Source organism: Thioreductor micantisoli (assembly GCF_055392745.1).
This window is the reverse complement of the sequence record NZ_AP043760.1, coordinates 1625106-1638048: the sequence shown is the minus strand read 5'-3', so window position 1 is coordinate 1638048 and position 12943 is coordinate 1625106. Positions and strand designations below refer to the sequence as shown.

The 12943-nt window shown below is 27.8% G+C and carries 17 protein-coding genes; all 17 read right to left on the bottom strand.

Annotation, left to right across the window (positions count from 1 at the left end; all coding sequences use genetic code 11):
* Positions 1-19: 19 nt before the first annotated feature.
* Genes ACZ5OA_RS08780 through accD form a run of 17 tightly spaced genes read right to left on the bottom strand, consistent with a single transcriptional unit; the run spans position 20 to position 12942 of the window.
* Complete coding sequence (locus ACZ5OA_RS08780) at positions 20-808, bottom strand: phosphatidylserine decarboxylase (protein WP_464907474.1); 789 nt, start codon at positions 806-808, stop codon at positions 20-22.
* On the bottom strand, positions 805-1797 hold the full coding sequence (gene purM, locus ACZ5OA_RS08775; protein WP_464907473.1) for a phosphoribosylformylglycinamidine cyclo-ligase: 993 nt from the start codon (positions 1795-1797) through the stop codon (positions 805-807). The genes ACZ5OA_RS08780 and purM overlap by 4 nt, the downstream gene beginning before the upstream one ends.
* Entirely contained in the window at positions 1790-2032 is a 243-nt protein-coding gene (locus tag ACZ5OA_RS08770) for a phosphoribosylaminoimidazole synthetase (protein WP_464907472.1), read from the bottom strand. The genes purM and ACZ5OA_RS08770 overlap by 8 nt, the downstream gene beginning before the upstream one ends.
* Before the next feature lie 2 nt (positions 2033-2034).
* Positions 2035-3006, bottom strand: coding sequence for a tryptophan--tRNA ligase (trpS, locus tag ACZ5OA_RS08765; RefSeq protein WP_464907471.1), 972 nt, complete (start codon positions 3004-3006; stop codon positions 2035-2037).
* Positions 3003-3779, bottom strand: coding sequence for a TIGR04219 family outer membrane beta-barrel protein (locus ACZ5OA_RS08760; RefSeq protein ID WP_464907470.1), 777 nt, complete (start codon positions 3777-3779; stop codon positions 3003-3005). The genes trpS and ACZ5OA_RS08760 overlap by 4 nt, the downstream gene beginning before the upstream one ends.
* A 36-nt stretch (positions 3780-3815) precedes the next feature.
* Complete coding sequence (gene der / locus ACZ5OA_RS08755; RefSeq protein ID WP_464907469.1) at positions 3816-5201, bottom strand: ribosome biogenesis GTPase Der; 1386 nt, start codon at positions 5199-5201, stop codon at positions 3816-3818.
* 5 nt (positions 5202-5206) lie between these two features.
* The gene (locus tag ACZ5OA_RS08750; protein ID WP_464907468.1) at positions 5207-6193 is read right to left on the bottom strand and encodes a UDP-N-acetylglucosamine--N-acetylmuramyl-(pentapeptide) pyrophosphoryl-undecaprenol N-acetylglucosamine transferase; all 987 of its coding nucleotides are present in this window, start codon (positions 6191-6193) and stop codon (positions 5207-5209) included.
* Positions 6190-7368: an FtsW/RodA/SpoVE family cell cycle protein gene (locus ACZ5OA_RS08745; RefSeq protein WP_464907467.1), complete on the bottom strand. Its 1179-nt coding sequence runs from the start codon at positions 7366-7368 to the stop codon at positions 6190-6192. The genes ACZ5OA_RS08750 and ACZ5OA_RS08745 overlap by 4 nt, the downstream gene beginning before the upstream one ends.
* On the bottom strand, positions 7368-7910 hold the full coding sequence (locus ACZ5OA_RS08740) for a MotE family protein (RefSeq protein ID WP_464907466.1): 543 nt from the start codon (positions 7908-7910) through the stop codon (positions 7368-7370). The genes ACZ5OA_RS08745 and ACZ5OA_RS08740 overlap by 1 nt, the downstream gene beginning before the upstream one ends.
* On the bottom strand, positions 7907-8326 hold the full coding sequence (locus ACZ5OA_RS08735) for a flagellar export protein FliJ (protein ID WP_464907465.1): 420 nt from the start codon (positions 8324-8326) through the stop codon (positions 7907-7909). The genes ACZ5OA_RS08740 and ACZ5OA_RS08735 overlap by 4 nt, the downstream gene beginning before the upstream one ends.
* A complete protein-coding gene (gene ribE, locus ACZ5OA_RS08730) occupies positions 8320-8919 on the bottom strand; it encodes a riboflavin synthase (RefSeq protein WP_464907464.1) in 600 nt (199 codons plus the stop codon). The genes ACZ5OA_RS08735 and ribE overlap by 7 nt, the downstream gene beginning before the upstream one ends.
* Complete coding sequence (locus tag ACZ5OA_RS08725) at positions 8912-9841, bottom strand: tRNA dihydrouridine synthase (protein WP_464907463.1); 930 nt, start codon at positions 9839-9841, stop codon at positions 8912-8914. The genes ribE and ACZ5OA_RS08725 overlap by 8 nt, the downstream gene beginning before the upstream one ends.
* The gene (locus ACZ5OA_RS08720; protein ID WP_464907462.1) at positions 9825-10742 is read right to left on the bottom strand and encodes a hypothetical protein; all 918 of its coding nucleotides are present in this window, start codon (positions 10740-10742) and stop codon (positions 9825-9827) included. Before ACZ5OA_RS08720 ends, ACZ5OA_RS08725 begins: the two co-directional genes overlap by 17 nt.
* Before the next feature lie 12 nt (positions 10743-10754).
* Positions 10755-11102, bottom strand: coding sequence for an RNA polymerase-binding protein DksA (dksA, locus tag ACZ5OA_RS08715; protein ID WP_464907461.1), 348 nt, complete (start codon positions 11100-11102; stop codon positions 10755-10757).
* Positions 11103-11111: 9 nt separating this feature from the next.
* Positions 11112-11546, bottom strand: a complete 435-nt coding sequence (locus ACZ5OA_RS08710; RefSeq protein WP_464907460.1) for a 23S rRNA (pseudouridine(1915)-N(3))-methyltransferase RlmH — start codon at positions 11544-11546, stop codon at positions 11112-11114.
* Complete coding sequence (locus ACZ5OA_RS08705; protein ID WP_464907459.1) at positions 11522-12085, bottom strand: thiamine phosphate synthase; 564 nt, start codon at positions 12083-12085, stop codon at positions 11522-11524. The genes ACZ5OA_RS08710 and ACZ5OA_RS08705 overlap by 25 nt, the downstream gene beginning before the upstream one ends.
* Positions 12073-12942, bottom strand: a complete 870-nt coding sequence (gene accD / locus ACZ5OA_RS08700) for an acetyl-CoA carboxylase, carboxyltransferase subunit beta (protein WP_464907458.1) — start codon at positions 12940-12942, stop codon at positions 12073-12075. Before accD ends, ACZ5OA_RS08705 begins: the two co-directional genes overlap by 13 nt.
* Position 12943 lies beyond the last annotated feature (1 nt).

The window sequence follows — 12943 nt, the reverse complement described above, 5'->3', positions numbered from 1 at the left end:
GAGAGTTTTAGGTCAGGACCTAATAAATTTCACCCAAAATTTCACCAGTTTCTACTTCATCTTTTTGATTTAAATATTTAAAATGGTCTTCTCCAAAGAAAAGTAAAATTGTACTTCCCATTTCAAATCTTCCAAGTTCCGCGCCTTTTTTAAGATGTAAATTTTCATATTCAAAGGTAGTTGTTTTAGCGTTTGATATATTTGTTTTAATTCTTTCATCAAAAGTAAATAATATACTCCCTACATTTAAAGCACCAACAGCTATAAAATAAAAAATTCTATCTTTTGTATCTTTACATCTTAACATTACTCTTTCGTTCTTGATAAATAGATTGTCTCTTTTTTTAAGGCTTGGTAAATTTACAGGATACAAAGCCCCAGGAATATGAGTAGCACTTAAAACTTGCATATCAATTGGTACATGGTATCTATGATAATCTCTTGGTGAAAGGTAGATATTAAGGAAAAATCCATCTTCAAGTTTGTTTCCAGGAATTAATTCATCAATTGAATAGCTTTTACCTTTTATTTGATAAGCAGTTTTATTTTCAATATCTCCATATTCTGTAATTAAACCATCACATGGAGAGCATAATACATCTTCATCTTCATGAAATTCTATTTCTTTTTTTTCTCTTGTAAAAAGGGCATTTAGAGTAGGGTATTTACAAGGGTCTTCTTCTTTAAACAAGCTCATATCTATTTTAAAAATTTGTACATAACTTTTATTTATAAAGCATTGTAAAATTTGAGGGAATTTTGTTTTGGCAAATTTCCCAAACATTTGCGAGACGCCATTAGTATTCATTGTAGTTTAACTCCTTTATTTCCTTCTTTTAATTCTCCAATTACATAGCCATCACTATTTTCTAAAATAAAATCTACATTTTCTTGATTTACAACCAAAATCATACCAACACCCATATTGAATGTTCTATACATTTCATTTTCTTCTACAAATTTACTCATAAAATCAAAAATAGGTAAAGTTTGAATCTTATCTTTGTAAACTATTGCTTCAAGATTGTCTGGTAAAACTCTTGGAAGATTTTCTACTATTCCACCACCTGTAATATGAGCTAAAGCATTTATTTTATTTTTTAATTTTTTAAACTCTTTTACATAAATTCTAGTAGGAGTAAGCAAAGTTTCATACATTGGTTTCCCATTAAATTTACTATTTACATCCATATTATTTGCTTCTAAAATTTTTCTAACTAAACTAAATCCATTTGAATGAACACCACTACTTGGTAAAGCGATTAAAATATCTCCAGCTTTTGTGTGGCTAATTCTATCCATTTCATCTTCTTCGGTAATTCCAACTGCAAATCCAGCTAAATCAAAATCATTTTTTTTATACATTCCTGGCATTTCTGCTGTTTCTCCACCAATTAATGCTGATTCACTTAGTTTACAACCCTCAGCTATACCTTTTACAACCTTGGCCGCTTCGTTAGTTTTTAGTTTGCCAGTCGCATAATAATCTAAGAAATATAAAGGTTCTCCAAAATTACAAATCAAATCATTTACACACATAGCAACTAAATCAATACCAACTGTATCAAACTTTTTAGCATCAATTGCAAGTTTTAGTTTAGTTCCAACTCCATCAGTTGCACTAAGTAATACAGGTTTTTTATATCCACTAGGAAGTCTAAAAGCTCCAGCAAAGCTACCAATCCCACCAATCACATTTGGAGTCATTGTTTCTTTTACGAAAGGTTTAATTTGTTCAACAAAACTGTTTCCTGCATCGATATCAACACCACTATCTTTATAAGAAATTTTACTCATAAGTTTCCTTTTTATCTTCATCACATTCACAATAACATTTTGGTAAAAATTTACTTAACATCCAAATATTTGGACAAAAATCAAATAATGCCCAAATCATCATCATAATTGATACAAAAGCTAAAAATGCTAATGCTAGCGTTTCATAACCTTTTGCGAAAATAGCAATAATTATTAATAATACAATAGAGTTTATAGCTCTTGCAACTCTTTCGGCACAAATTTTAAATTCCATTTTTATCCTTTTATAAGTTTATTTACTTTTTTCATTTTTTCAGATGCTATTTTACCAGCTTTTTGTTTAGATTTTTCTAAAATTTCTAAAATATATTCATCGCTTAAACTAGCTTTTTTTTCTCTAATTGGAGCTAAAAACTTATCAATATTTTTTGCACACTCTTTTTTACAAGCGACACATCCAATCTCTCCAGCTTTACATTCTGCATAGATTTTTTCTTGTGTCTCTTTATCAGAGAAAATTTTATGATATTCCCAAACTGTACAAACTTCAGGGCTACCTTTGTCCGTTTTTTTGATTCTGTTTGTATCAGTTTTTGCCCCTCTTAGTTTTTGCCAAATAGTTTCAGTATCATCATCTAAATAGATAGAATTATTATAACTTTTTGACATTTTTCTGCCATCAAGTCCACTAAGTTTTGAAGTTTCAGTTAGCATCTCTTTTGGCTCAGTGAAAATTTCACTTCCAAAAAGATGATGAAATCTTCTAACTATCTCTCTTGCTAACTCTAAATGAGGTTTTTGGTCTTCTCCAATGGGTACTAATTCACCATCATACATAATAATATCAGTAGTCATAAGAACAGGATATGTTAAAAATCCAGCCATATTTTTATCTTTAAATTCAGGCTGAGCTAACATATCTTTGTAGCTTGGATTTCTCTCTAACCAATTAACTGGAGTTATCATATTTAATACTAAATATAATTCTGCATGCTCTTTGATATCACTTTGAACAAAAATAGTTGATTTTTCAGGGTCAATTCCACAAGCTATCCATGTTTTTACCAAATCTATACTTAAATCTTCTAGATGTAATTTGTTTTCATATTTAGTTGAAAGTGCGTGCCAATCTGCTACAAAGAAAAAACATTCATTATCTTCTTGAAGTTTAACCAAATTTTTAATCACTCCAAAATAGTGACCTAAATGTAAAGATCCAGTAGGTCTCATTCCACTAACTATTCTCAAAATTTAACTCCTACTTCGGCAAAAGCACCTTTGAATTGTAGTTTTGTTTCATCATCACCATCTTTTCCTAAAATATCTTGATATCTATAACCAAGTGATGCAGAAATATCTATTGCTGGCAAAGGTAAATGATATTTTACAGCTGAGCTATAATCATAATAGTGCCCTTTATCACTTACATTTAGATATTTACCTTGTGCTTCTACACTAAATCCAAAAAGTTGCATACTTTCAGCTTTTGCATAAAGATATGGAATTGGCGCTACAACTGAAGTTGATGAAGTATCTGTTGAAGTTTTTACAGTTGTATCTGTACTTAATACATTTACTCCAAATCCTGCTTCTAAATCTACAATAGCTGGTTTGAATTCATAAAAAAATGTAGCATCATAACTATCAATATCTAAATCTGTGTGCACTTCTGAATCTACATTAGCAACACTTCTTCCAAAAACTTTAAGATCACCACTTGCTTTGCCATCACCGCTTGTTGAATATTTTGTATATTGTAATTTTACATTTGGGATAATAGGAAGTGGATGAATTAATTTTACCCATATGTAAGGTTGAGCATTATCTCCTAATCCAAGATTACCAGTATTATTGTTTCCGTCAGTTTCAGCTGATTTATTATTCATATAATTAATTGTACTACCACTTTTTACATATCCGCTGATGTTTTCTTGCCAAACACCTGCTCCTGCACTTATACTTAAAAAGTCAGCACTTGCAAAACTACCTGCCACTAATAAACTTAAAGCCAATTTTTTCATAAAAACTCCTTTTTTATCTGTATTTTATCAAAATTATTAATCATTTTCTTTATCTTCATCATATTTTTCACCTCTTTTTCTAACAGTGAAAAGTATTGGACTTCCTTCAAAATCGAATCTTTCTCTTAAATAGTTAGCTAAATATCTTCTATAACTAAAATGTAAATGAGTTCTATTCATAATAAGCGCAATTCTTGGAGGAGCTGTTTCATATTGAACAGCATAAAGAATTTTTACTGGTTTTGTTTTATCTGTTGGAAGATAATGTCTTTGTGTTGCTTGTTTAATTGTTTCATTTAGTTTTGATGTTGAAATTCTTCTTGAATAATTGGTATAAACTTTTAAAACTAAATCTTTTAATTTATCAATATTTCGACCAGTTAAGGCACTTACTGCAATTACGGGTGCATAATGTAAAAATTTGAATTTAAGTCGAACATTATCTACAAATTTTTTATATTCTGCTTTTGTTTCGTCCCATTTATTCATTACAATTATTACGGCTGTTCTATGTTTATCAACTAATCCAGCAATTTTTTCATCAAGTTCAGCAATTCCATTTTTAGCATCAATTACGAGCAGAGTCATATCACTTTCTTCAAGGTTTTTTTCAGTTCTCATCAAAGCATATTTTTCAATATCTTTTATTTTACTTCTTCTTCTAACTCCGGCAGTATCCACAAATGTAATTAATTTATCATTAAAATAAACGGTTTCATTAATTGGATCAATTGTAGTCCCATCTACATCACTTACGATACTTCTTTCTTCTCCTAGAAGTGCATTTAAAAGTGAAGATTTACCTACATTTACTTTTCCAATAATTGAGACTTTTATATCTTTTTTTTCTACTTTTGGAGCTTCTTTCATCGCAAGAAGTTCTTCTAATGGTAAATCTTCATCAGGAGCTAAAATAGGCTCAGTTATTTTATTTTCTGGAGTAATTCTTGCAACTTCATTTATAAGTTTTGTAACACCTCTGTTGTGAGTTACACTAATTGTAAATATTTCTTTAGCCCCAAGTTCATAATATTCGTGTACCATTTGACCTAATTTATCATTATCTATTTTATTAAGCACTAGCCAAATTGGTTTTTTTAATTTTAGTAAATTTCTAAAATATCTGATTTCTATATCATCTGGATATTTTTGACCATCTGCCATAAATAGAATTAAATCAGCTGTACTTGCTATTTCTAACGCTTTATCTTTTACTTTATTAAAAAGTTCATTTCTATCTTCAAGACCACCTGTATCAATTAATGTTATTTCTTTATTTTCATCTATAACAACATCTCTTTTTTTAAAATCTCTCGTAGTTCCGGCTTTGCTTGAGGTAATTGCATCTTGTGCTTTTACAATTCTATTAAATAGACTGCTTTTACCGACATTTGGCTGTCCTACTATCGCTACTGTAAACATATATTTTATCCTTTTAAAATCTCATCAACTATAAATTTTGCACCATTTACTGAATTAATTTCTTTTAACTTTTGTGATATTATATCAATATTTTTTATTTCATCAAAAATATCTAAATTTAATTCATTTTGAAGACTTAAAAAGGCTAAGTTTTTATCTGATAAAAATTTAGCATTATAGTATTGATGATTTCCTGCCGCGTAAGGATATGGAACAAAAAGAGTAGGAATTTGATTGGCACTAAGTTCAAAAAGTGTGCTTGCACCTGCTCTACTTATTGCAAAATCAGCTACCGAAATTTTATCTACTATATTTTTGCTAAAATCAAAATAATCTGCTTCTATTTTGTTTTCTTTATAAAATTTTTCACATCTTTTGTAATCTCTTTTTCCTGTTTGATGAATGATTTTATATTTTTTTGTTTTGGCTACTTGCAAAGCAAAATCGTTAATTGCTTTTGCTCCTTGGCTTCCTCCTAAAAATATAATAGTTTGTATCTCTTTTCTAACTCTTGCTTTTGTGAAAAATTCATTTCTTATAGGATAAGGGTCATTATATAAAAATGTATTAAATACTCTTTTTGCAAAAGGTTTAAGAAGTTGATTTAATTTGCCCATATAAGCATTTTGTTCGTGAATAAAAAGAGGCTTATTAAACATAATAGCGCCAAAACTAGCAGGAGCCGCGGAGTAACCTCCAACAGAAAAAACTTTTGTAATATTATGTTTTTTAAATATCTGTTTTGTTTTAAAGCTATATTTTAAAATATTTGCTAAAGATAGTAGTTTTTTTATACCTTTTTTATTTACCACTCCACTTGTATCAAAAAAATATTTCTCTGCCCATCCATTATCGTCTTCAAACCAAGCTTTATCTTGTCCATAAGTAGAACCTATGAAAATTGGCTTAATTCCTTGTTTATTTAATTCTTCTTTTATAGATTTAGCTATAACTAAATGTCCACCAGTTCCACCACCTGTAATTGCTATCATTTTAGATTTACCTTTTTACTAATCATTAAGACCATTCCACAAGCTATGCTAAAAGCAAGCAATGAACTACCACCATAGCTTACAAAAGGAATAGGCAATCCTTTTAATGGAAGCATTCCTATAATTCCAAGAACATTAAGTAGTGTCTCAAATCCTATTAAAACTCCAACTCCAACACAAAATAGTTGATATACATAATCAATTTGTCTTTTTGTTTTGATGTGATTTGCAATTTTAAAAATTCTCCATATTAAAAGAGTTATCAAAATAATAACAAGTAAAACTCCTAATAATCCTGTTTCTTCAGCAATTCCTGATAACACAAAATCTGTATGAACATCACTTAAAAATCCCATTTTAAGTTGCCCATTTCCAATCCCAACACCAAAAAATCCTCCATTATGAATAGCATTCATACTTTGTCTAAGTTGATAGGAGATATCGTAACTTGAAATATTAACATTAAACCATTTTTGAATGCCATCAGGCAACATTAAGTAAATATTATATAAAGCACTTTTTAATCTTGCAATACGATATGATTTTCCCATCATTCCAACACCAAAAAATATTATTCCAATTAAAATTAAAATACCAAATATTTTAGGAGATAGTTTTGTAAACATTAGCATAACAATAAATATCATTAAAATAAGTAATGTTTCACCCAAATCACTTTGAAATATAATAATAACTAAAGCAACCACACTCAATAAAAATAAATATGGCCATATAGCTGTAAACTCTTCTTTTAAAGAAGTAAAATGTTTTGGAATTAATTTTCTAGAAAAACTCCATGCAAAAAAGAAAATAAGCCCAACTTTAAAAAATTCTAATGGAGATATTCTTAAGCCCCCTCCTAATGCGATCCATCTTCTAGCTCCTTTGATTATAGGACAAAGAGATGGAGGTAATTTAGGCATAATAAAAATAGTAATGAGACCTACTATAAATAAAATCCAACCTAAAGGTTTAAAAACTTTATCTGGATTAAATTGGGCAAGAGTCATCATAATGATAATTCCTAAGCTTGCAAATGTTATATATCTTATAAAAAAGTGCCACTCTCCATAGTTATATTTTGTTTCGATATAAATAGGTAAAGAGTAACTAAAAACAGTACCTATTGCCATAAGCATTATAACAATAACAAATATCCATTTATCAGCTGCCATTATTTAGTACTTTTAGGAATATATTTTTTTAATTTTTCTGTCAAAAAAGCAGCTTTGTTTGCGTCCATTTTTGCAAAAATTTTGGATAATACTTTGGGAGAAAGTTTAGATAAAATCTCGAGTGAAGTATTCGTATCCATAGCAGAAATGATGTTGGCAGCATTTCCTGCTCTCATTTTTGAGTAACTTTGAACTAGTTTTGAGGAAGTTGCATCTTGAATTTGTTTTAGAATTTGCTGATATTTTTTAACTAAGGTTTCTTTTTCTTTTTTTGTAGCTTCAATTTTGTTCAAAGTTGTATTAAGTTCTGTTTGTTCTTTTTTAATTTTAGCTTCTTTTTTTTTGAGTATATTCATAGAGGCATCTTTCAATGCTTGGAATGCTTGTTGTTGTTCTTGAATTTGTTCAAGTTGCATCTCAAGTTCTCCTCTTCTTTGGTCAAAAATTTGATAACAATTTACCAATTTAGATTCTTCATTTGATAAATTTGTATCATTTGCAAATAGAAAAAATGGTATTAAAAACAGTAAAAATTTATTCATTGTTGTCCTTTAAATAGCATTATTGCAATTTCATCCATATCTTTTACTTCTTGTTTTTTCAGTTTATTAACTGCTTTTTTGATTTCTTCTCCTTGAAGATATTTCATTTTTTCATATTCTATTTCTTTATTTTTTAATTGTAATGATAATATATTTTTTTGATTTTGTAAAAAGTTAATTTCTTCTTTTTTTAAATTAATTTGATTTAAAAGAGCATTTTGCATTGTTTTTATTTGTGTAATTATAGAAAAATTCCCACTTTTAGGATATTTAATTTGTTCTAATTCTTTATTAAATAAAGTTAATTCTTGATTTGCTTTTGCAATCTTATTATTTTGTTTAGTTATTTCTCTTGAAAGTTTATCAACATCTAATTTTTTTAGTTTGACCAAAACATTAAATTTAGTTTTTACCACCAACTTCCAATCTCATTATTTATGTTGTTTGGTTGTTTTTTAAACATATTGTAAATATATCTTGCAAACATATCTGTTTCAATATTTACTCTTTGATGGATTCTATATGTTTTAAATAGTGTATTTTCAAATGTGTGTGGAATGATAGTAAGTCTAAATCTATCACTCCATACATCATTTACAGTTAAACTAACGCCATCAACTGCAATACTTCCTTTGTTTATTATAAATTTTATGAATTCTGTTGGTACTTTAATTACAATATCATAAGAGTTACTATTTTTCTTAATTTCTAATATTTCACCAATGCAATCAATATGACCTTGTACTAAATGACCATCAATTCTATCGCTAAGTTTCATAGCTGGTTCTATATGGACTTGATTTTTATAATTTTCTATTGCAATTTTACTTTGAGTTTCAGGGGAAAGTTCTACTTCAAAACCATCATTATAAACTTTTGTAGTAGTCAAACATGCTCCATTTATAGCTACACTGTCGCCAATATTTGGAATATATTTTGATTTTAGTAAAAGTTTATTGTTGCTAAAACTTTTTACTTTTGCTATTTCTCTAATCAACCCATTAAACATTAAAAAATCCTTGAATTATCTCCAGCATCTCATCATAATTTTCAGTTTTGTTAACTTTATCTCTAAATTCACTAGCTTTGTCATACCCTTTAGAATAAGTATGCAGATGCTTTCTAAATAAGATTATACCAAAGTTTCCATACCATTCATACATTGCATTTAAGTGTTCAAGTATAACCTCTTTTTTTTCATCTTCACTAATAGACTTTTGCTCTTTTATTTCTTTAAAAACCCAAGGTTTACCAATAGCACCTCGACCTATCATTACACCATCACATTTTGTATAATCTAGTACCCATTTTGCTTTTTTATAACTATCTATGTTTCCATTTGCTAAAACAGGAATTTTTAGAGATGATTTTATTTTAGCAATCTCTTCATAATTTGTTTCACCTGTATAGAGTTGTTTTACGGTTCTGCCGTGAACTGTTAAAATATCAGCTCCACTTTGTTCAATTAATTTTGCCCTCTCACATCCATTTATTTCATCAAATCCAATTCTCATTTTTACAGAAAAAAACTTTTTATTGTGTGTTCTTGCTATAGTTTCAATAATTTGTGCAAGATTTTCAGGTTCATTTAGTAAATTTCCACCATAACCACTTTTGATAGCTTTTTTTACAGGACAACCTACATTTAAGTCAATTCCATCTATAAAATCATATTCATTTAAAATTTCAACAGCTTTTTTTGCAATTTCAGGATTTTGAGCAGCAATTTGGACAGAATAGGGAGTTTCATTTTTATTTTTTGTAAGCATTTTTAGAGTTTTTTCATTTTTAAAATTAATAGCATTTGCATTTATCATTTCAGAAAGGCTCCAGTCAGCCCCATACTTTTTTACCACTTTTCTAAAAGGTAAATCAGTATAACCAGCTAATGGAGCTAAGGCTATTATAGGAAATTTAAAAATATCTTGCATTTAAAAAATCATCTAATTTTATATTTTTTTCTTTTAATTCTAAATAATATTCAAAAAATTTAAGTTCATTTTCGTGTGCTAATTCCTTTGCTTTATCTAACATTTCATATTTAATAAGTAAATAAATATAAGGAACTATTTTTTTCTCAAATAAACTTATTACATTTTCAGGATTTTTTTCTTCTTTTAGATATAAAGTGTTTGCAATTTCGATGTATTCATCACTTTTTAAATCTGATTTTTCGATTAATTCTTTTACTCTTGAGCTTTCTAAATTATTTAAAATAGTCTCTTTATAAATTGGATAATTGTTTGCAAGTATTTCATTAACTTCTGCTTTTTTAGCTAAAAGTTTTAGAGCTTTTTCTCTTAATGGCTTTATTTTTAGGGCTTCTTTGGCTGCAGATAAATCTTCTTTAATAATTTTATTTTCTAAATTTTTAATTATCCATGGGTTGTCTGATGAAAATTTATATTTTGTTAAATCAACTACTTCACCATTTTGAAGTTTAGCTAAATCTTCCATAAATTTAAAAGTCTCATTTGTTTTAGGTTTTATTTCTAAACCTTCTACCATATCTATAAAATCTTCTAACTCTTTTAATACTTTTATAGGTAATTGTTTGTTGTTAAATAAAATTTTATTTTCTATATTTTTGATTAGATTCAATTTATCTTTGTGAATATTTTTTTCAAATGAAAAGTTTTTATATTTTATGATAGCAAAATATATTATTGATATTAAATAAAACAGGAATACAAATGCCATAGTCCACACAGCATTATAAAGTGTTATATTTACCCCTAACATATTAAATGTAGTAGATGAATCTGTATTCATATAAGTTAATAGCCCCACCAATACAATAAATATAAAAGATATTATTGTGTATTTTTTCATTTTGTCCCCTTTTTATTTATTCTCTTTTTCTATAAGTTCCCTACAATCTATACAGTATTTAGCAAAAGGTTTGATTTTTAATCTTTCAGGATCTATTGGCTCTTCACACATTTGGCAAATACCATAAGTTTCTTTTTCAATTGCAAGTAATGCTTCTTCTATTTCTTTTAATTCTTGAAGTTGTTTTTTATAAATTTGATAATTGTTTTCACTATTTGTGCTACAAGCAGCAAAATCACCATCTTCTTTTATGTCACAACTATTAACACCTTTTAGCTCATTTTTTAAGCTATTTATAATTTTTTCTATCTCTTTTTTTCTATTTAATAGTAATTCTTTATATTCACTATTTTGTGCCATCTACTTCCTTTATTTGTGATATGGATGATTATGATTTATTGCAAGTCCTCTAAAAATTTGTTCAAAAATCATAATTTTAGCAATTTTATGGCTTAAAGTTAGAGGTGTTAATGATATTTTTATATCACATTTGTTTTTAAACTCTTCTTCTAAGCCATAAGCTCCACCAATAAAAAAGTTTACTGTCTGTTTATCTTCTAAAAGCTTAGCAAATTTAAAACTATCGACTAATTTACCTTCTGGAGTAAGCGCGATATTATACCCATTTGTAAGAAATTTTTCAAATGTCTCACTATAACTTTTGGGAGAATTATTTTTTGCTATGTTTTTATTGAATATGGTTATATTTTTAACATCTGCAAATTGACGAGATTGTTTAATAAAATTATCTATTATTGGTTTATAATCTTCTTTTTTTTCTATTGAGTAGATATTAATTTGCATATATCACTTCCTATTACTTTATACTTTACATTAGGTATCGTATCATTAAGTTTAACTCCACCAATTATAGCTACATTTTTGTTTGAAAATTTAGCTATATTGATTAATTTTTCACCACCGATACTTCCTACATTTTTTGTCTTTGTTGGTCTATATGCACCTAGGCCAATATAATCTATATCTAATTTATTAGCAACTAAAACCTCTTTTTTATTATGAGTAGAAAGTCCTAAAATTTTGGAATTAATCTTTTTTCTAATATTTTCGATAGATTTATATTTTTCTAAATCTTCTTGCCCAATATGAAGGCCATCTGTATATTCAATCAATTCTATATAATCATTTATTATAAGCGTTTTATCCCATAATTTTCTAATTTTTTTTAATCTTTTTTCAATATCTTTTATATTTGAGTTTTTATCACGATATTGAATAATTTTTACATCTAATTCATAACATTTTTTTATGAATGAATTAATAGTAATTTTATATTTTTGTATTAAATCAAAATCCAGCAAGGCATATATCATAAACGGCATACTTTATTTGATTTTATTCCAGAAAGAATCAGTAAATCAGAAATTGTTTTTTTGAGTTTATCTCTTTTTACAATCATGTCAATAAGTCCATGTTCAAGTAAAAATTCTGCTCTTTGGAAACCTTCTGGCAGTTCTTCACCGATAGTTTGTTTGATAACTCTTGCTCCTGCAAAACCTATCATAGCACCTGGCTCAGCTAAAATAAAATCACCTAAAAAGGCGAAACTTGCACTTACTCCTCCCATTGTTGGGTCAGTTAGTAATGAAATATATGGTAAGTTTGCATCAGATAAACTAGCTAATGCAACAGAAGTTTTGGCCATTTGCATAAGTGCAAATGTAGATTCTTGCATTCTAGCACCTCCACTAGCACTTACGATTACAAGTCCACATTTTTTTTCTAAAGCACGATTAACTGCGCGAACAATTTTTTCACCTTCAACTGATGATAAACTTCCGCCCATAAAAGCAAAATCAAATACTACAAGCTCGGTTAAAACTCCTCCGATTTCGCATTCTCCACTTATTAGAGATGATTTTCTACCTGTTTTTTTATAGTTTTCTTCTATTCTTTTTTGGTAACTTTTTTTATCTACAAAATGAATTGGATCAATTGGCTCAAGGTTAGTATCAAATTCTTTAAATGTATCTTTATCAGCTAATAAATTAATTCTATCAGTTGCACTCATTCTAAAATGATATCCACATTTTGGACAAGTATTGTTTTGTTTAATTACTTCTTTATAAAAACTTAAAGCCCCACAACTAGGACATTTTATCCAATGTTTTGGTGCTTCTTCTTTTGAAGGTTGTGGTTTTTTATTTGTAAATTTATCCAAAAAATTTTTCCATCCCATT